General features: G+C 60.6%; 19 protein-coding genes and 3 pseudogenes. 5 read left to right on the top strand and 17 right to left on the bottom strand.

The window, feature by feature from the left end:
- Positions 1-5 precede the first annotated feature (5 nt).
- Positions 6-287, bottom strand: a complete 282-nt coding sequence (locus CGZ66_RS03545) for a metal-sensing transcriptional repressor (RefSeq protein ID WP_095081632.1) — start codon at positions 285-287, stop codon at positions 6-8.
- 102 nt (positions 288-389) lie between these two features.
- On the opposite strand from CGZ66_RS03545, the gene CGZ66_RS03550 reads away from it, so the two are divergent.
- From CGZ66_RS03550 to CGZ66_RS03565, 4 genes are all read left to right on the top strand, one after another.
- A complete protein-coding gene (locus CGZ66_RS03550) occupies positions 390-779 on the top strand; it encodes a hypothetical protein (RefSeq protein ID WP_095081633.1) in 390 nt (129 codons plus the stop codon).
- 114 nt (positions 780-893) lie between these two features.
- The gene (locus tag CGZ66_RS03555; RefSeq protein ID WP_245330991.1) at positions 894-1,562 is read left to right on the top strand and encodes a HupE/UreJ family protein; all 669 of its coding nucleotides are present in this window, start codon (positions 894-896) and stop codon (positions 1,560-1,562) included.
- Positions 1,563-1,585: 23 nt separating this feature from the next.
- The gene (locus CGZ66_RS03560; RefSeq protein WP_095081637.1) at positions 1,586-2,239 is read left to right on the top strand and encodes a transmembrane anchor protein; all 654 of its coding nucleotides are present in this window, start codon (positions 1,586-1,588) and stop codon (positions 2,237-2,239) included.
- Between the two features lie 447 nt (positions 2,240-2,686).
- Complete coding sequence (locus CGZ66_RS03565) at positions 2,687-3,214, top strand: DedA family protein (protein ID WP_095081639.1); 528 nt, start codon at positions 2,687-2,689, stop codon at positions 3,212-3,214.
- On the opposite strand, the gene CGZ66_RS03570 is transcribed toward CGZ66_RS03565, so the two are convergent.
- The 8 genes and pseudogenes from CGZ66_RS03570 to CGZ66_RS03605 all read right to left on the bottom strand — a co-directional run bounded on the left by CGZ66_RS03570 (position 3,189) and on the right by CGZ66_RS03605 (position 11,969).
- Positions 3,189-4,532 (bottom strand): hemolysin family protein, encoded by a 1,344-nt coding sequence (locus tag CGZ66_RS03570; RefSeq protein ID WP_095081641.1) that lies wholly within the window; start codon positions 4,530-4,532, stop codon positions 3,189-3,191. The two genes, CGZ66_RS03565 and CGZ66_RS03570, sit on opposite strands and share 26 nt — an antisense overlap.
- A 73-nt stretch (positions 4,533-4,605) precedes the next feature.
- Positions 4,606-6,828 carry an AAA family ATPase gene (locus CGZ66_RS03575; protein WP_095081643.1) on the bottom strand — a complete coding sequence of 741 codons (2,223 nt, stop codon included), beginning with the start codon at positions 6,826-6,828 and terminating at the stop codon, positions 4,606-4,608.
- A 68-nt stretch (positions 6,829-6,896) separates the two neighbouring features.
- Positions 6,897-7,508, bottom strand: a complete 612-nt coding sequence (locus CGZ66_RS03580) for a hypothetical protein (RefSeq protein WP_245330992.1) — start codon at positions 7,506-7,508, stop codon at positions 6,897-6,899.
- Between the two features lie 154 nt (positions 7,509-7,662).
- Positions 7,663-8,463 carry a TIGR02391 family protein gene (locus CGZ66_RS03585; RefSeq protein WP_095081645.1) on the bottom strand — a complete coding sequence of 267 codons (801 nt, stop codon included), beginning with the start codon at positions 8,461-8,463 and terminating at the stop codon, positions 7,663-7,665.
- Between the two features lie 330 nt (positions 8,464-8,793).
- On the bottom strand, positions 8,794-9,132 hold the full coding sequence (locus CGZ66_RS03590; protein WP_095081647.1) for a hypothetical protein: 339 nt from the start codon (positions 9,130-9,132) through the stop codon (positions 8,794-8,796).
- A gap of 137 nt (positions 9,133-9,269) precedes the next feature.
- Positions 9,270-9,782: a hypothetical protein gene (locus CGZ66_RS03595; RefSeq protein ID WP_095081649.1), complete on the bottom strand. Its 513-nt coding sequence runs from the start codon at positions 9,780-9,782 to the stop codon at positions 9,270-9,272.
- A gap of 708 nt (positions 9,783-10,490) precedes the next feature.
- Positions 10,491-10,793: pseudogene (locus CGZ66_RS41500) on the bottom strand (IS256 family transposase); the annotation flags it as partial.
- Positions 10,794-10,994: 201 nt separating this feature from the next.
- Complete coding sequence (locus CGZ66_RS03605; protein ID WP_095081653.1) at positions 10,995-11,969, bottom strand: IS4 family transposase; 975 nt, start codon at positions 11,967-11,969, stop codon at positions 10,995-10,997.
- A 338-nt stretch (positions 11,970-12,307) separates the two neighbouring features.
- Between CGZ66_RS03605 and CGZ66_RS03610 the strand changes: the two genes are divergently transcribed.
- A complete protein-coding gene (locus CGZ66_RS03610) occupies positions 12,308-13,141 on the top strand; it encodes a cell envelope integrity EipB family protein (RefSeq protein ID WP_095081654.1) in 834 nt (277 codons plus the stop codon).
- Positions 13,142-13,325: 184 nt separating this feature from the next.
- Here CGZ66_RS03610 and CGZ66_RS03615 read toward each other — a convergent pair.
- From CGZ66_RS03615 to CGZ66_RS03655, 8 genes and pseudogenes are all read right to left on the bottom strand, one after another.
- Positions 13,326-13,805, bottom strand: a pseudogene (locus tag CGZ66_RS03615) (IS21 family transposase); the annotation flags it as partial.
- 192 nt (positions 13,806-13,997) lie between these two features.
- A pseudogene (locus CGZ66_RS03625) lies at positions 13,998-14,177 on the bottom strand (transposase); the annotation flags it as partial.
- A 100-nt stretch (positions 14,178-14,277) separates the two neighbouring features.
- On the bottom strand, positions 14,278-15,294 hold the full coding sequence (locus CGZ66_RS41505; protein ID WP_342586844.1) for a helix-turn-helix domain-containing protein: 1,017 nt from the start codon (positions 15,292-15,294) through the stop codon (positions 14,278-14,280).
- A gap of 43 nt (positions 15,295-15,337) precedes the next feature.
- Entirely contained in the window at positions 15,338-15,520 is a 183-nt protein-coding gene (locus tag CGZ66_RS40615; protein WP_245330993.1) for a recombinase family protein, read from the bottom strand.
- Positions 15,517-16,494, bottom strand: coding sequence for a Lar family restriction alleviation protein (locus tag CGZ66_RS03640; protein ID WP_095081656.1), 978 nt, complete (start codon positions 16,492-16,494; stop codon positions 15,517-15,519). Before CGZ66_RS03640 ends, CGZ66_RS40615 begins: the two co-directional genes overlap by 4 nt.
- A complete protein-coding gene (gene ssb / locus CGZ66_RS03645) occupies positions 16,494-17,012 on the bottom strand; it encodes a single-stranded DNA-binding protein (RefSeq protein ID WP_095081658.1) in 519 nt (172 codons plus the stop codon). Before ssb ends, CGZ66_RS03640 begins: the two co-directional genes overlap by 1 nt.
- 111 nt (positions 17,013-17,123) lie before the next feature.
- Positions 17,124-17,360, bottom strand: a complete 237-nt coding sequence (locus CGZ66_RS03650) for a hypothetical protein (RefSeq protein WP_095081660.1) — start codon at positions 17,358-17,360, stop codon at positions 17,124-17,126.
- Positions 17,353-17,685 carry a hypothetical protein gene (locus CGZ66_RS03655; RefSeq protein WP_095081662.1) on the bottom strand — a complete coding sequence of 111 codons (333 nt, stop codon included), beginning with the start codon at positions 17,683-17,685 and terminating at the stop codon, positions 17,353-17,355. Before CGZ66_RS03655 ends, CGZ66_RS03650 begins: the two co-directional genes overlap by 8 nt.
- Positions 17,686-17,727 lie beyond the last annotated feature (42 nt).

Consider the following 17,727-nt stretch of genomic DNA (forward strand, 5'->3'; position numbering starts at 1 on the left):
GATGCTCACAGGTACTTGGTGATTTCCTTGAACTCGTCGATCGAGCGGCGTTGCTCGCGCGCCAGCGGTCCAACGACGTCTTCAAGGCAATGGTCGAGATGGTCCTGGATCAGCGTCCGCTTCGCCTGGCAGACCGCCTTCTCGACCGCATGAAGCTGCTGGGCGACATCGAGGCAGGGCCGACCCGCCTCGATCATCTCGATGATGCTCTTGAGATGGCCATCGGCTCGCTTCAGCCGCTTGACGATCTCGGGATGGGTTTCGTGGACGTGAGGTTGTTCGCTCATCTCTTGATACTATCCTCCTGGAGGGGATATACAAGCCTCAAACTGGCTCCGATTCCGGTGCACGTAACCACTCGTTAAGATTTTAGAGAATAATCGCCAAGCATGCCGAACTGGGTCCATAGCGCAGCCTTTCGCCTCGTCGTCGCTTTCGCGATGACGCTCGGCATGCTGCTCTCGCCTGCGGGCAGTTCGGTCTCGCACGATCCCATCGCGCTTGTCGCCGCCGAGGCCGCCCGTCACGCCAAACTGGCGGGACAGATCGAGACTCACGGGCACGTCCACGATGACGGTGCGACCGAGGATCAGGGGCCTGGCCATTCCCATGGCCACAATCCGGCCGACCACTCGCACGAGACGGCGAACACGCTTCTGGACTTCGCGCCGGCCGTCCCTGCGACTGGGCGGAACTGGGTGATTTGTCCGCCGTCCTTCCCCGAGCCGGAAGCAAGCTCCCGGCTCGATCGCCCTCCGCGACCTATCCTCGCCGGATGATCGCGGCCGCTCGTGCGGCTACCCTCAACGACGAAGATTGGAATTCTCATGCAAGGACCCTGCTATCAGGGCCCGCCATGCTCGCCTTGCGCGCGCTGGCGGCCCGCCGTTCCCATGTTGCTCGCTCTCCTGATCCTGCCCCTCCTGGCCGGAGCGGCCTTCGCCCATGCGGTCGCCGCAGGCGACAAGGGCTACATCCAGGAGATTTCGGGCATCAATCTCTTGCCCTTCATCTATCTCGGCGCCAAGCACATGGTGACGGGATACGATCACATCCTGTTTCTGTTCGGCGTGATTTTCTTCCTCTACCGGATGAAGCACATCGGCATCTATGTCAGCCTGTTCGCGCTCGGCCATTCCATGACCATGCTGCTTGGCGTCTATTTCAACGTTGGCATCAACAGCTACGTCATCGACGCTATCATCGGTCTGTCGGTCGTCTACAAGGCGCTCGACAACATGGGCGCTTTCCAGCGGTGGCTTGGCTTCCAGCCGAACACCAAGGTCGCGACCCTGATCTTCGGCTTCTTCCACGGCTTCGGCCTGTCGACCAAGATCATCGAATACGACATCTCGCCCGATGGCCTGGTGCCCAACCTGCTCGCCTTCAATGTCGGCGTCGAAATCGGCCAACTTCTCGCGCTCGCCGCCATCCTGATCGTCATGGGCTACTGGCGGCGGACCGACAGTTTCTGGCGTCACGCCTATGCCGCCAACACAGTCATGATGACCGCCGGGTTCGTGCTGATCGGATATCAGCTCACTGGCTTGTTTGTTTCCTGAACGTCAAGAAAAGGACTTCTCCCATGTACAACACCGACATTCCAACCCGCGCCGAACTGCCGACCTCCAGACAGCTTCTCCGCTCGACTGCCATCGCCATCGTCGCAGCTGCTGCCATCCTCGTAACCATCGTGCTGCCTGCCGAATATGCCATCGATCCGACTGGCATCGGGCGGGCACTCAATCTCACCGAGATGGGCGAGATCAAAACCCAACTCGCTGACGAGGTGGAACGAGACCGTGTCGGTGGTCAGCGGGGCGAAGCCCCTGCGCCCGCCGCTCCCGACCAGGAATCGAGCCTGCTCGGACGCGTCTTCGCCGAACTGGTGATCGGTTCCGCCACGGCCCAGTCAGCACCCGCGGGACGCACCGACGAAATATCGGTTACGCTGAAACCGGGCGAAGGCGCGGAAGTCAAGCTTGCGATGACGATCGGAGCCAAGGCGGCCTATTCATGGACGGCCAACGGAGCTGCCGTGAATTTCGACATGCACGGTGACGGCGGCGGGAAGACGATCAGCTACGAGAAGGGCCGTGGCGTGGCGGACAGCGAAGGCGTGCTCGAAGCCGCTTTCGACGGCAACCATGGCTGGTTCTGGCGCAATCGGACCGATGCCGAAGTCACCGTGACGCTGAAGACGGACGGCGCTTATGCCGACATCAAGCGCATGATGTGACGGGACGTTCGAACATGCCCTGTCAGATCGAGCAGGGCATGTTCGCTTCAGGTCCGGGACGACAGGGCATTTCGTCGTTCCGGACGACAGCTGTGCAAAAAAATGACAGGGCGGGATCAAGACCCTGTGGTTGTTGCAAGCCGCAATTCAAATGCTGCGACTTCGGGACAGCCAGCTCAGTTTGTCACTTTGGCCACGTCGTGGAGGTCCCTTGATGTGAGAGGTTAATACGCGGAAACCCCCACTCCTCGAATTGCGCGCAATTAGCGTAAATCGACACTTACCGGAGCCAACGCTGTTCCCGATGCCGCGCCGACATGGAAGCTTGCTTCGAAGGGCCGCCTCTGAAAGACAGTCGCGCATCGACACGCCAAAGCTGTCACCCACGCAAGGCGCGGTGCTTCACGGCTGGGCTGCCAACCTCGAAGCAAGGCGGAAAGACACGGAATGAGCCTCACCGAGATCACGCAGGCGACGGTCGCCTTCATTCGCGAACACGAAGCATGGGGTGTGCCGCTGGTGCTTGTGCTGGCCTTCGGGGAATCGCTGGCGTTAATTTCGCTGCTGCTTCCCGCGACCGTCATCCTGCTCGGCGTCGGCTTCCTGATCGGCGAAAGCGGCATCGCCTTCTGGCCGTTGTGGCTGGCGGCCATTGTCGGCGCCTTCATGGGCGACTGGCTGTCCTTCTGGATCGGCACCAAGTTGGGACACAGCGTTTCGAACTACTGGCCGCTGATGCGCTACCCCAACCTTTTGCCACGCGGCCATCGGTTCTTCGAACTCTGGGGCGGGCCGGGCGTATTCATCGGCCGTTTCTCGGGCCCGTTGCGCGCTTCCGTGCCGCTGGTCGCGGGCATCTGCGAGATGCCCGCGCTGACCTTCCAAATCGCCAATATCAGTTCGGCGATCCTGTGGGCGACGGGCATACTGGCACCCGGCGCCTTCGGCCTCAAATGGCTGCAGCAGTGGATGTAGCGGCCTCGCGGCGCACAAGCAGCTTGTCGATGCGCCTTCCGTCCATGTCGAGGATTTCGAAGTGCCATCCTTCGTAATCAAACTGTTCGCCAACTTCCGGAAGATGCCCAAGCTGGGACAAGGCGAATCCGGCGATGGTGTGGAAATCGCCTTCTGCCAATCCAGATCGGAAGCCAAGGCGGGCAAAGGCATCGTGCGCCAGCATCATGCCGTCGATCAGCAGGGAGCCGTCATCGCGCTCGACGATGTCAGGAGTCTCGCCCTCCACGTCCGGCAGGTCGCCAGCAATGGCTTCAAGCAGGTCGGTTTGGGTGACGACGCCCTCCAGGCTGCCGTATTCGTCAATGACGATGGCCAGCCGCACTGGTGCCTTCTTGAACTGGTCAAGCACGCGGAAAATCGGCGTTCCTTCGTGGACGATTACGGGCTGGCGGATGACGGCCATTGGATCGAGAGTTTTGCCATCGAGCACCTGGTCGAGGAGGTCCTTCTTGAGGATCATACCTAGGGGTTCGTCCACCCCGCCACGTCCGACCAGAAGCTGCTCATGGCTGCAGTCCCGGACCGCTCGCAAAATCTCGTCCATGCTGTCATCGGCATCGATCCAGTCGACATCGCGACGCGGTGTCATGATATCGGCAATGCGGCGGTCGCCAATGTTGAAGACGCGTTCGACCAGTTCCTGCTGTGCCTGGTGCAGCAGCCCGGCCTCCTGGCTGGCGGCGACAAGCAGTTTAAGCTCCTCGGGCGAATGCAAGGACTCCTCGCCCGTACCCGGCCGCAGTCCGCAAAGGCGCAGCACAAGATTACCGAGGCCGTTTAGACCGACGATTGCGGGGCGCAACAGGAATAGAAACAGCCCGAGAGGGCGGACCACCCAGAGAGCTGTACCTTCACTGCGCTGGAGCGCCAAGCTCTTGGGCGCCAATTCACCAAGCACGATGTGAAGTGCCGTGATGATGACGAAGGAAATGGCTACCGCGATGGCATGCGAGCCAACTGTAGCAAGGGACCCCGGTAACATGCTCAGCAAGGGTTCAATCAGGTGGGCGAGAGCAGGTTCGCCGATCCATCCGAGCGCGAGGGAAGATATGGTGATGCCAAGCTGTGTTGCCGCCAGATTGGCATCAAGGTTGTCGACGGCGCGCTTCAGGGCAACTGCATTAAGCCTGCCAGCATTTACCAATTCGGTGACGCGGCTGCGACGAACGGCCACAAGTGAAAATTCGGCCGCGACAAAGAAACCATTGGCGGCGACGAGGGCAAGTACGGCGAATATCCCGAGTAAATCGTAAATACCGCCATCGATACTGGACATAATCTCCCTTCTGGGCGGAATTCCGCCACGTGTTTTAAGTGATAACCACTCATAACACGGTTCTGTTGCATCGCTACCTCGGAGAGAGCGGGTGAAGGCAACGTTGATGGTCTCTTCGGATCAGGCTTAACAGCCATCGCAAGGCAGCCGGGGCAATATCACCAAAATTTCCAGAAATGTTGGATTCAGGCGACTGGCGGATTCGTCCGGTTCGCGATGGGTTTGACCAGCGGACAACCGGAAAGCTTGAGCTTTTGCCGACAGTCCGCCTGCTTCCAGATTGGAGATTGGATGTCGATGCATCGGGAGAGCCCCAGGAGCCTGCCCCGAAAGTTCCTCGCCTCATGTGCTGATATGATCGGATAGGCCAATGGTCGACTCCTGACGGCCAGACCGATGTTGAATATCGATCAGTTCGTCCACTTCGGATCCTGACAGCCTTCGCTTTTGCAGCAGGGCCTTCGCAATGCCAGTGAAGCTCCTCGCGCCTGGTCTCGATCAGGATCTTCGCACGCTGGAATTCATCAGCAAGCAGTTTCTCAACCCGAAACCGCAGGTCGCCGTTCATGTGCAGCGTCACGAGCAGTTCCTCCTCGCTTGCTCCCGACAGGAACGTGAAGCCTCCACCCAGCCCGTACGCGGCTTCCACCTCCAGGGCGGTCACCGTGGCGATGTGAAGGTCCGAACCTTTCCTTCCCCCGCCTCTGGCGGACCTCGAACCGAACACAGCCTCCTCGGCTGCGAGTCCTGCAAGCGCGACGGCGATCCGGTCGAGGAATCCGGCCTTCGTCCGTTCCGGAAAGAGCCGCTCGTCGAAACGAGCCCCTCCTCCCCGTTGCGTGGTTTCGCCTGTCGGGTCGAAGGTGTCGATGATCTCCACGCTCCTGAAATCGCCGACGACAAGCGCCAGGCCGACGACCACGTGGCCTGCCTCGTGGATCGCGTTTCGCCACAGCAAGGCTTCAGGGAGAGACATGAGTTCAGGCAACTCGGCGAGCAAGTCCGCGGTTTCGAGGTCGCGCCGCGCACGGCGCGCACGGCGACGCGCCTGCCTGGCGAGCTGTTCCAGGGCCGCCCCTGTCCAGCCGTCCGTGCGAGCGGCTACGGAAGTCAGGTCCAGAGAAGACGACGCTTTGGCTAGATGCCAACCAAGAATTCCTCGTCGTCCCATCATGTCCGGCAGCGGAATGTTCACATGCCTGTCGAGGCGGCCCGGGCGAGTCAGCGCCGCATCCAGCATGTGGGGAAAGTTAGTCGCGCCGACCACGACGACGCCTTCCCGGCCGCCGGATCCATCGAGACACTCCAGCAGGCCATTGACGACCTCCCGGCTATATTGTGCGTTTGGCCCGGAAAAGGCCTGCCTGTCTCCAACTGAGTCGATCTCGTCAATGAGCACGATCGAGGGCGCGTTCTTCATGCCTTCCGCGAACGCCCCTCTCATCGCCTTCAAAAGATCTCCCAAGTGGCCCATTGCCTGCCAGCGCGCCAGCGAACCCAACACAAGATGGACTCCGCAGGTTCGCGCGAGAGCCGCGGCGAACATCGTCTTGCCCGACCCCGGCGGCCCGCTGAGCAGGATTCCCCTGTCGACTTCCGACCACCCGATCTTGCCTGCTCGCCAGTCCACTAAGTCGACGGCAAGCTCCCTTCCCCAGGCGGCAGCGGCGCCCAGTCCATGGAGGTCGTCCAATGTCGGTCCCTGCCCTACGCTCGACTTTGGAGCGACCATGGTGGCGCGAGCCGCTTGCAAGACCTTGTTCAGCGCCCTGCCCTTGCGCCAGATTGCGGCGAGAACATGCAGAGGGACCGTCGCCAGGAATGAAGCATCCTCGTCCGACAGGATTTGGTTGCGGCAGAAACGGGCGGCCGCCTTGAGATATCGGGGCTGGATGGCCGGAAGCACCAGCACAGCATCTGCAACCGCGTCAACGTTTTCCGCGAGAAGGTCGCGGGAATGCGTAACGACGACGATGCGGTCGTTGGAACCCGTGATCCCGAGGAGGTCGAACCGTTCGGACTTTTTTCGCCCATCCGGTTCGACCGTCATGACGAGCGTCCGATCGCGATCGTACACGCTTCCGGTGATAAGCGATTCCCCCTTTGCCGGGAATTTGGACGCACCCTCGTAAATATCCACGTCCTCTTCCCTCGGCGCGATCAGGACGATTACGGCCGGTCCTCCCGACAGGAAGTCCCGTTGGTCCCGGAGTGCCCGCATTACCGAGCAATAAGCGGCGAACCGCGTCGCGTTCAAGGCGAGCTTCGCGCTCAGCGCTTTCGACAGGCGTTTCATTGGATGTCCTGACTTTGATGGCTCGGCGCACTCTGGGGCGCAGCAGCGATGATGTTCGAAAGCAACGTTCAGCTGCGGATGCGGCGAACCGCTGTCTCAGGTCCGATCCTGGTTTCGTCGAGATCGATCTCGACGAAACGTCGCAGGACCAGCGACGAAAGCCCCGCTATCGGGACCGTCTCATGGAAGGCGGTCAGGCATTCGGCGACGGTGGGGGAGCCGTGCTCGTCCAACGCCGCCAGCACGCGAACCCGGTCGCCCAGCGGACACTGCCAGCTGGCATACCGAAGCAGGTCCATGGAATTGGCCAGCCTATGTCCTGCAATGACTGTCGATTGGGCCTCATATCGATAGCCCGCCTCAGCGGCTGCATCCTCGATCCATGGCTCCAGACGACTGCTTTGCGACACTGCATCGACGATCGAAGTCCCCTCCTCCCGAACCACAAGAAAATCCGGCACGTGGCTGTCGCCCTGTCGATTCAGTACGAGCGGCAGACATGACCATTCGACCACCGTCGGTTCGACGTCGAGCAGACATCCGAGGTCACGCGCGGCTTGGTTCCTGAACAAGGGCGTGCCGATGCAGCGGACAGTTCCTCGTGGATGGAAATGAAGACGCGCGGCGTCGGCGCGGACTGACGCGAGTTGGTCGGTTTCGATTTCGGGTTGGGCGGTCACGGGACGCTCCTACGCATACGCAAGAATGATCGGCCGCTGCGAGGGTGCAGCGGCGGTGCGCGATCAGCGTATGAGGAGCGATGCCTGTTTCATGGTGGCGGGAACAAATATAGAACATACACGGCGGCGTCAACTGCCGCAATTGCCTGAAGCATCATGCTCGCGGTGGCATGCTGGCAGCGTCCAGACGACGGTGAATCAACGAGACAAGCGACAGCAAGTCCTCCGCATCCTCCTTCGACATCGTCCAGTTTATCCGAGCCTCGTGTGCGGTGGGATTGCGGAACATCCCGAACGTCCCTTTCAGCAGATTGCCGAAGCCCTTCTGCTCGTCCTGCTCGCTCTTGGTCGCGAGGGCGTTGATTGCCAACATCGGAGGTGTCCCAGAAAACGCCCTGTCGACGAGCACGGCGCCATCGTCATCGAGCCCGGTGCGGGACCGCACCTTGGCGGCGATGCTCTTCACCGCTTCGAGCACGGCGTGGAAATAGTTGTCCTGCAGCAATTCTTGCCGACAGAACTTCATCACGTCCGGATGCACGCCTCGTGACGCGAGGCCTTCGCGCAGCTCCCGCGCCCGCCGTTCTGCCTGCCCGAGCGTCTCGACCTTTTCGGCCTTCGACAGCTCGCCAGAGGCGGCGACCGAGAGCCCCGTGAAAGCGAGCGCCCGGTTGAGGTTCGCACGCATTGGTTCGAAGCGTTCAGGCTCGCGGGCGAACCGCGCCGGCTTCATGGCCTTCCGGATGAACCCCATGATGCGCGTGCGATCGCGGCGCGTATTCTGTTCATGGGCGAAAGCGTTGTAGAGACGATGTCTCTTCGTGATGGCCGGATCAGTATCCTTGATATGACAGCTCGTCAGAAGGTGACCAATTTCGGGGCCTCGCAGTCCTTCCGAAGTGTCCGCGAGCGCATCCGCAATGGCCTGCAGTTGTTCCTGGGAAAACGACCCCATAGCATCCCCCTGTGTCGCTCTGACCGTGGTAGCGTATCGGCCCCAGGTTGTCACAGGGCATGTAGAATCCTGCTCGGTAACCAATCGGCGGCTGGTTCGAAGCGGACAACGGCCAAGCCTCAGGAACGGTCGAAGGAACGGGTTGAAGTTCTCGTTCTGGTCGAGGACGACCTGATTTCCCTCTCACACGCTCCCGGCAGGTCGTGAGGAGGGCCGAGACGGCAATGACCGAGCCCGCACCTTCCCCTACGGATGACTCGGCGCTTGAGCCGCCTATGCGGCCTTCGCATCAGGCGAAAGAGAATGCCACGCGTAAAGCGCAGCCACGGATTATTCGAATAGAACAGATGTGGCTTTATCCATCTGCAAGATCGACTGCACCAAGGCCTTCTGTTCGTTCCCTCCCAGCGTCTCGCCGCTCATCAGTATTCCGTGCAGAATCTTTGCCTTGCTGCGCAGCGTTGCGAAGTCTGGACAAGGCCACGTACAGATCTTGCGGAGTGCCGTCTCTTTCGCTTTGCGCCGATCATGGATGTCTGCCAATTCCGAATCGGTTGCCGATCGCCCCATATGAGCGCGGTCGAGATAATGCGCGACGAGTTGCAGCCGCTCAATGGCAGCGATGTAAGCACGGTGCGCCTGCTGAATGTCGACGGGTTCTCGATCCATAAATCCGTTCCTTATTTGAAGATCGGCATGAATCTTACGACGCAAGAGAGGGCTGCGGTTGCGAAACCTTTTGTCATGCCCGCTTTTCACAGCCTCGAGGCGAACGTATTCCCGAGGCGGCTGCACCGTCTCCGCAGTCAGGCGCGGCGGGCCTTCTTGCCAGGAAGGAATTCGAGGCACTTTTCGAGAGATCGGTCGTCGACGCAGATATCCTCGGGCCTCTTTCCGGCCAATCCCTTGCAAGGCTGTCTTATCCACAAATCTGCGAAATCGGGCCGTCCGAAGCTCTCCCGTGCAGCATTCCGAAGCTTGGATAGGCTCTGCTCGCGCTGCTCGAGCCGACGGGCATCGGCGGCGCGCTCGTCCCGCCATCGATCAAGCGCCGCGATGACCTTCCATACGCCGTCCTTCGAGCGTCTGGCGGCTTCCGCCGGAGATAGGCCCGCGAGGCCTTCCAGAGGCGTCGACATCCATGTGATGGCATCCGTCCCCATGGCAGCGCGCACGACCTTCCCGACTTCGGCTTCGCGGGCATTGGCTTCTTCCTCGGCGCGATGCTGCGCTTCCGCCGCACGCTCTTCCTCGGTCCGCCGATGGGCCGCCTGTCTCTCCGCAACCTCCGCCTCGACAGGGAGGCCGCAGGCATCCAAGATCGACGGCGGTCGGGCCCACAGGGCGGTCCGCAGCTTTTCGATCGGCTGGATGAACCGCTCCCAATCCTCGTCGTCTAGATGGATGGCGTCAGGCCGTAGACCTACATTTTCTGGTAGCGTTCCAAAGGAGGATGCTACGATGAGCTACCTGATGCTCCGGATCTTTATCGCTCTGACTATGTTTCTGATGGCGGATGGCGTTGCTTTCGCCAGCAAGATCATCGGCAACGGTTAGTGCCATAAGGCACAGGCAACGGTAGCCGCGTATCCTGCGGCCTAACGCCTCCTCACAATGGCTGGCGGCCTCGGCCTTCTCGTTAGTGCCGACAATACGGTTGGCAGCAGGACTACGTTCCAAGTAGCACCCTTGGAACCGCTTGGAGACTAATGGATTCGTAATCTTGCTAAAGTGTCGATGAGCCGTGCGCTTATGCGCTCGACATCGTTTGACTCGACCGAAACAAATCCTATTGATCAACGTCCCAGGATTTCGGAAAGCGGAACCGCAGCGTAGCCAGGATGTGGCGTTGTGTCATTGGCCGCAGTCACGATTATCGGCATCGGCAAGGACTCGTCGACCTTGGCCGGGCCGATTCGATTCCAGTCGTAGAGGAAGATGTCCTGATAGAACTTCGCGATGTCGCGGTCATAAAAGATCAGGCTAGCGTCGCGGTTGTATCCCGTCCCTGCGGTGGTCCAGTTGTGGCTTCCCACCAGCCGGAGCCGATCAACCTCGCCATTCGCGCCGCGATCCCGGATCTTCACCCGGCTGACTGGCACTGGCCCGATCCCCGTCTGGATGCTCCGCTCCGGGCCGTGACCATGCCGCACAATCCGGGCACGGCCGTCGGCGAGCTTGAGATCCCGCATCTCGGCTAGAAACGTCTCGGCCTCGATCTCGATCGCCTGCGCCAGCAATTTGCGCGCCCCGGTGCGCAGCACATCCGTCAGGGGATCCTCAATTTCGTCGGGCTGACGAAGACGCAAAACATTGGTAGTCTCGTTCATGGCGTATCGCTCTCCTTGAGAGGTTCTGGTAGGCTTCATCACCCGCCTCGATACGCCGCTCTCCTCAAACCGTCATCACCCAGTTTCCGCCATAGCTCGTTTAGGGAAGGGTTTGGCCCATGCGTCGATAGCGAGTTGTGGAGAGAAACTGATCCATGCCCTTAGAGCGTCGAGGCCGATGCGGAACCAGGATTTCTCGCGTCAGCCGTGTACTTTGCGTTTGATGGCCTTCATGCCCATGGTCTGGGTTGCGCATCGATAGGCCCAGGTGATGGCGATGGCGAGAATGGCGGTGAGAGTGTCGATCTTGTCGGGTGCGGTCATTCTTGTGTCTTCGATGTTGAAGCCGCGTGTCTTGGCGTCGGCGAACAGGCATTCGACGGCCCAACGGTTCTTGTAGGCATGGATTGCGGCCTTGGCGTTTGGGTTGTTGGTCATGACGACTAGCCATTCGCCCTCCTGGCCCTTTCTGCCATCGATCCATTTGGCCGCGAACGACAGAGTGGCGGTTGCGTCCGGCAGGCTGGCCTTGAGGGTCGAGATGGCGCGGCTCTTGCGGCGCTTTCGCAAGAGGGAGTTGATTGTCCAGAGCCGTCCGTCGGTCAGGGCGACGCACTGGCCGACCTTGACGCGAATGGCGAACGGAACCTTGTTTTCCATCAGGAATTTGATCCAGCCAGCGCCAATGAACTCGCGATCGGCAAGCAGCAGTTCGATCGAGGCCGCGCCGAACAGGCTCAGATAACGCTGCATCAGTTCGATGCGCTGGCCGCTGTTGCTGTTGCCCTGGTGGTCGAGCACGGTCCAAAGCAGCGGCACCCGGAAGCGCCGCGTCACGATGGCGAGCATGAGAATGTTGATGTCCTTGGAGCCGACTTTCCAGTTGGTGCGGTCGAGCGCTAGGCATTTGGGCCGCGACAGGTTCAGCATGCGCACGACGACCTGCGCGACGAGCGCCTGATCCAGCCGGATCAACTGGAAGAAGCGCTGCAGGCGGCGGTACTTCGACCCGTGCTGCGCTGCTCCCGGGAATTGGCTTGCCACATGACTGAGATTGACTGTGCGGCCCTGAACCAGGCCGATGATCAGAACCGCGAGTGTTTCCAGGCGCGAATTGCGCAGCGCAAAATGACGGCTTAGGGTCTCAATGAGGGCGGTGTGAACCGTGGTTGGCATGGCGGGATCCTTTTGGCGAAGAATCCTCCTTCCAATCACATCAACCCGTCCTCACCCTTGCGGCGTGTACTGTGGGTCTTTGCTAATGCACAGTTTGCGCCTCCTGACAAAATCACCACCTCGTAAAGATGCTAAACACCGCGCCACGAAGTGTCGGGTTGCCGCATCCGCGACACGGTGATGTTCGGCCGGCGTGCCGCCGCACTCTCAGTTAAGCCGTTGAATAAAATGCAAAACAGATTTTCTGAGCTCCTCCTACGCAGTTGGCGCGGCTCTTGCTCCTCCTATAGAGCGGCAACGGCAGATCCGGCCGGGTTGCAACCAAACGGGGGTTTCGAATGCGTATTTCGACACGGCTCGCCCTTCCTATCGTCGCCCTTTGTGTCTTTGCGCTGTCGGGCACCGCCTCAGCAGCGCGCCTTCCGTTGCCTCATCGTGCTGTTTACGATCTTGCGCTGGTCAAAGCATCTGAGAGATCAGGGATTAGCGGCGTAACGGGCCGTATGATTTACGAGTTCAATGGCTCTGTCTGCCTAGGCTATACAACTAATACCCGCATTGTGACACGTATCGATTCAGACACAGCAGGCGGGCTGACTGACCAGCAAATGACGACCTTCGAGGATGCCGACAGCAAGTCCTTCTCGTTCATGACTAAAACCTATGTCGACCAGGCACTCCAGAAAGAGGTGCGAGGGACGGCGAAACGCGAGGGCCAGAACGTCACTGTCAGGCTGGAAAAGCCGGAGCAGCAGGATTTCGACATCGGCCCAACACAGTTTCCGACACAGCATATACTTGACCTAGTGAACCGTGCCGATGCCGGCGAGACCTTTTATGAGACTAGACAGTTCGACGGCGCAGACGACGGCGTCAAGGCCATGACCACGAGCATTCTGATCGGCAAGAACGCCCAAATCGACCAAAAAGATCCTGAGGTGCCGGCTCTTGCCAAGCTGGCAAGGGGTCGCATCTGGCCGATCGAAATGGCCTATTTCGACGACAGCGGGAAGGGCGGCGAGGAAATGCCACAAATGCGCCTTAGCTTCAAGTTGCACGAGACTGGCATTACACGCGACCTCGCGATGGACTATGGCGACTTCTCGCTTTCGGGCAAACTCGTCAAGCTTGAGGTCTTGGAAATGAAATCGGGTATCTGCAATAAGCAGTAGTGCTTGTGGGCAGAAGGGTTCTGGGGGGCGCGGAGCTGCGACGACTTCCGCGCAGCGGAGGATTACGGTGATCACACGAGACCCTCACCGATCCAGTCATAAGTTCCGCAGCGGCGTTGTCATAGTATCTTCTTGTGAGGAGGCGGTAGACGCCGGTTCATGCACATCACCTACAACTCCACCGCTGCCGCGTCTTGCCCTTCAGCCGGTCGACGACCACGGTCACAGTGTCGCCGGCGTAGTCGACGAAGAGTTTGTCGCCAGCGGCATGGTTCTGCCGCATCGTCACCGGCAGGTTGGATGCCCAGCCTCTGTAAAGATCACAATAACGGCTGTAACGGTAACCATCGGGGTGACGCTCGATGTATTCGTCCCAAAGGATCTGCAGCGTCACATGCTTGCGCTTCAACTCGCGATGCACGTAAGCCCAGTCCGGCTCCACGCTGCGGCGGTGCCCCGTCTTCGTCCCGTTCGCCTTGTAGAGCGCAGCCTCCAGGACCGCGTCCGTGATCTCATCCCCTAACGGCCAGGCCAGGCCGGCAGCCTCCGCCCGGCGAAGCGTTTCGCGCACCGTCGAGGGCGCTGCGCCCACACGGTATGAGATCGCCTTGTGGCCAAGGCCCTCTTCAAATCGATATCTCAAAATCTCGCGGACACACCGCATGGTCACTCTCTCGGCAGGCATTTCGTTCCTTCCCTGGACAACCCAAAAGAAGAAACATTCCACCAGCAGAGCACCCGGCCCAAACACCGCCACCAGGGGGCGGCATCATTTCGGAATCAGCGGGCGGTTAATTCTCGGAACGAGGGGCGACATCATCTCGGAATCGGGGGGCGACTTCCCTCGGAACTTGCACGCACGCAGCACATCGCCATCGCCGGCCTTCGAGATGCGGCCCTGGACGTCGATCGAGGTGCCTGACTGCCAGCGCCGCGATGTCAGCCCGAAGTACGCCGCGACATCGCGCGAGCGGCGGAACCGCGACGGATCGTCGACCGCCGTCATGAAGCTCAACGCCGCCACCGGACCTGGTCCCACGTCATAATGCCCATCTCGCTACGTTATTGAAAGACAAAGGTGTTTTGATCCGGATTTGATGATGACGGCCCGTTGAGGCACGGGCCGGCGGGCTCGATCAGATGCGACCGTACAGGCACTCGAGGAAGAACTGGAGGTCCTGCTCCGACAGCGACCGGCCGCTTTGAGCGCCGAGGAGCGCCAGCGCCTGTTGCAAATGGGGGCCGAACTGGTGGAGGCCGCCTGGCATCATCCGGCGGCCACTGCCGTCACGCGTAAGCGTATCATGCGGGTCGTGTTGCGCGAGGTCGTGGCAGACGTCGAGGGTGACCAGATTCATTTGTTGTTGCATTGGCAGGGCGGCGATCATAGAATCTTCGATATTCCGTCGTTTGATGACCCAAGATGAGCCTTTGCAATATTGCTCGGCGGGGATGATGCCGGCACGAATCTGACGAAGGACCGTCGCGGGGCTCAGATTGAGCATCCTGGCGGCCTCGGTCAACGTGACTTCGCCGCGCTCGGCCCATTCGCCATCCCTGTAGACGGCGATGTCGTGCGTGTTGCGGAAGCCCCGCACTCGCGACTGTGTCCAGCCATTTGATCGACCTGTCCGCTTTCCTGCTCGGTTGAGCATGCCAGCAATAGCCTTGTCAGGCATCATTCGTGCGCAGGCGCGGATCAACTCCACCGTCTCAGGCTCGACGGTCCACCGCGTTTGACCCCGCCGGTTCTTTCTTACCGCCAGGCGGGTAATACTGTCGGCGCGCCCGCGTCGCAAAGCCATTCCACCGCCGCTCGAGTTCGTGAGCAACCAGACGATTCTCGGGGTCGACCGTGTCGCCTCGTAACGCGCCTGTTCGAGAGCCAACTCGATCTGCCGCTGTTTTTCGCCAGACTGATGCTCGCGCTGCGCGATCGCCTGGATGGCTGCTTCAACGCCGAGCGGTTGCAGCAACCGCACGATCTCGACTCCCACCGCCTCGTCGACCCGCAATGCGCCAAACGAGATACAGGGGTCACCGTCAGGATTGCTCCGGGTCGCGTCACACGTATAGCGGCCGACATCACCCTTGGCGCCATTATAGCCGACAAGCAAAGCCTCCCCCTTGCGCACCGGCCCGCGCACCATCATGCCCTTGCCGTTGGCATTGTCAGCGATCAGCCGTTGGTTCCTTTCAAAGTCTGCCCAGGGACAAATAGCCTTCGTGATGGTCAACGAGCAAGACTGCCCAATCTGAGCGAGCTTTGCGCCGCCCGCGCACGATTCGCTTGCGGCCATTTTCGATTATCGTCCGACTTCCGGTTCGGCCAAAGGCGTAAGCACCGGCATAAACAGGATTAGTGAGAAGGTTGCTCACCGTCGTGTAGACGGGAGAGCGGCTTCCTTGCTGTCGTGATACGTGATGATCCAAGCGTTGCTTTCGGCATCAAGAACTCCGCTCACCCACGCCTCTGGCAGCGACTTCGCCCGGCGAACCAGCAGGAATGCTGCCGCTTCGCCTATCTCGCAGAAGATGTCCTCGACATCGCGGTAACTCTCTTCGGGATTGTCATCGTCCCAGAACAGGTCGGCGTCACGCGCCGCAGCCAACTCGGCTTGTAGACGGGTGATCTCGGCCATAGCTGTTGCATGGTCTTTGAGGGCCTGCCGATATTGGCGCTCGAACGTCTTTGCTCGGATATCCTCGACTCGACTGATGATCATCGGCTGCGTGGTGTTGACGGCTTGGTCCAGTTTGGAGGCCAGCACATCCCGCTCCTCCGTCAGGGCGGCGATTGCAGCGGTAGCTTCGCGTTCAACGTCTCCCAGCGGTACGTCAAAACGTGGCAGACTATCCAGGTGCGCCGCGCGAACATTCAGCCGCGACACCAACTCGTCTGCCTCTCCTGGTGCTGGTGCCAACTCGTCGACGTGATCTGTCACGCTGATAGCAGGATCGGTCGCAATCATCTGGTAGGCGGGGAAAGCTTCGGCCTCAGCCTTCGATGCGAACTGCTTCGCCTCGTTGGCGTCGGGCGTCCACCAGTGCCAGCCGCCATCTTCGCTTTCGGCGTACCAGTGCGGCTGGGTGTAAGGGCTGCCATACTTGCCGATGCCATCCTTGCGCTCGATCAACCAAGCAGTATTCCGTGGTGCGCGGGTGGCGCGACGGTTCCAGGCTGCGATGGCGCGATCCTTCGACGAAGCAATTGACGGAGGACCGTGGAATTCTGGTGCGCCAGCGCTGCCACAGGATGTGCACTGCACGCGATAGCCGTCGCGCACGATACCGAGCTTCGGTTTTTGCCCTTCGCAGAACGGGCACGGCTTCAGCTCCCCGGCGCCAGCCATCAGCGCCACTCCGGACTGAAAGGTATGTCGTCGTCAAGGTCACTGTTCGACCGTCGGCCAGCGCCGCTACCACCCTGCCCGCTGCTGCCGAAGTCGCCACCACCGCGGCCACCACCACTTGATCGGTTTTCCTGCCGTCCGCCGCGATCGTCACTGCGATCGCCATCACCGCCATTCCTGGTATCGAGCATCTGAAGCTCGCCCCGGAACCTCTGCAGGACGATCTCTGTCGTATACCGATCGGCGCCACCCTGATCCTGCCACTTGCGGGTTTGCAGCTGGCCCTCGAGATAGACCTTCATGCCTTTCTTGAGGTATTGCTCCGCGAGCTTGGCGATATTTTCGTTGAAAATCAACACGTTATGCCATTCTTTACGCTCACCGCTGTTTTTGTCGCGCCAGCTCTCCGATGTAGCGATCCGGATGTTGACCACCGGATCACCGCTGTTGAGCCTGCGGATCTCCGGGTCCGCCCCCAAATTTTCAATCAACATCACGCGGTTAAGTGAACCGGCCATAGCGATCTCTCCTTCTGAACTTTCCTGTTTCTTGTTCCAACCCGCTGCCGTACCAGTGCGCGACGGCGTCGAGTGCGGCGGGCCTGCTGTGGCGACCATGCGCGTATCGCTTCAGCCATGGTGCAGCCCCGCGCCTTTTCGCGCTCGCATGGCGTAGCCGAACCCACGTTCGGCGCGCTCCATCGCGGCTTCGAAACGCTGAAGCCAGTCGTCGAGAAACCGGTGATGGCGTTCGAAGGCGCTGTCGATCGAGGATGCCGCGCCGCGCATCTCGCTTGCGGCACCCGACATCGCGTTGCCGGCGCTGCGCACCTCTTCGGCGCCAATCAGATGCATGTACTCAGCCATCATAATCCTCGTCGTTTTCGCAGTCGTCCAAGTCATCGCCGTAAGAGTCGAGTTCCGCGCGGGCTTCATCTTCGACGCGCTTGGTGCAGTCGTCCCAGACGTCGTAGACGCGCCCGGACATGCCCACTTCGTAGTCGCGGAGTGGCCGCAGGCGTGGCTTGCGGGTCTTGCACCAGTCGCAAGTGCCGGACCAATCGGCGTTCTTCATCTCCTCGCGGTAGGCGGCGAGGCACTCCTCGCACATGTCGTTCATCTCAGAGCCGAAGCTGTCGGTCTCGCCTTGGATGCGAGCGACGGCGGGGCGATCCGGATGGTCGTCGCACATCGTCCCGTCCGGGAGTCGTGCCCGCTTCCAGGCAGCGAGGAG

The sequence above is a fragment of the Mesorhizobium sophorae genome, from assembly GCF_002270415.1.
GTDB classification, from domain to species: domain Bacteria; phylum Pseudomonadota; class Alphaproteobacteria; order Rhizobiales; family Rhizobiaceae; genus Mesorhizobium; species Mesorhizobium sophorae.

Bases quoted from the DNA above. Each gene is read 5' to 3' on its own strand.
- CGZ66_RS03570 (WP_095081641.1), bottom strand. From the start codon at position 4,532: ATGTCCAGTATCGATGGCGGTATTTACGATTTACTCGGGATATTCGCC.
- CGZ66_RS03545 (WP_095081632.1), bottom strand. From the start codon at position 287: ATGAGCGAACAACCTCACGTCCACGAAACCCATCCCGAGATCGTCAAG.
- CGZ66_RS03640 (WP_095081656.1), bottom strand. From the start codon at position 16,494: ATGGCTGGCGCCGGGGAGCTGAAGCCGTGCCCGTTCTGCGAAGGGCAA.
- CGZ66_RS03550 (WP_095081633.1), top strand. From the start codon at position 390: ATGCCGAACTGGGTCCATAGCGCAGCCTTTCGCCTCGTCGTCGCTTTC.
- CGZ66_RS03610 (WP_095081654.1), top strand. From the start codon at position 12,308: ATGCGTATTTCGACACGGCTCGCCCTTCCTATCGTCGCCCTTTGTGTC.
- CGZ66_RS03555 (WP_245330991.1), top strand. From the start codon at position 894: ATGTTGCTCGCTCTCCTGATCCTGCCCCTCCTGGCCGGAGCGGCCTTC.
- CGZ66_RS03565 (WP_095081639.1), top strand. From the start codon at position 2,687: ATGAGCCTCACCGAGATCACGCAGGCGACGGTCGCCTTCATTCGCGAA.
- CGZ66_RS03650 (WP_095081660.1), bottom strand. From the start codon at position 17,360: ATGGCTGAGTACATGCATCTGATTGGCGCCGAAGAGGTGCGCAGCGCC.
- ssb (WP_095081658.1), bottom strand. From the start codon at position 17,012: ATGGCCGGTTCACTTAACCGCGTGATGTTGATTGAAAATTTGGGGGCG.
- CGZ66_RS03560 (WP_095081637.1), top strand. From the start codon at position 1,586: ATGTACAACACCGACATTCCAACCCGCGCCGAACTGCCGACCTCCAGA.
- CGZ66_RS03655 (WP_095081662.1), bottom strand. From the start codon at position 17,685: ATGTGCGACGACCATCCGGATCGCCCCGCCGTCGCTCGCATCCAAGGC.
- CGZ66_RS03605 (WP_095081653.1), bottom strand. From the start codon at position 11,969: ATGCCAACCACGGTTCACACCGCCCTCATTGAGACCCTAAGCCGTCAT.
- CGZ66_RS03590 (WP_095081647.1), bottom strand. From the start codon at position 9,132: ATGGATCGAGAACCCGTCGACATTCAGCAGGCGCACCGTGCTTACATC.
- CGZ66_RS03585 (WP_095081645.1), bottom strand. From the start codon at position 8,463: ATGGGGTCGTTTTCCCAGGAACAACTGCAGGCCATTGCGGATGCGCTC.
- CGZ66_RS41505 (WP_342586844.1), bottom strand. From the start codon at position 15,294: ATGATGGTGCGCGGGCCGGTGCGCAAGGGGGAGGCTTTGCTTGTCGGC.
- CGZ66_RS03575 (WP_095081643.1), bottom strand. From the start codon at position 6,828: ATGAAACGCCTGTCGAAAGCGCTGAGCGCGAAGCTCGCCTTGAACGCG.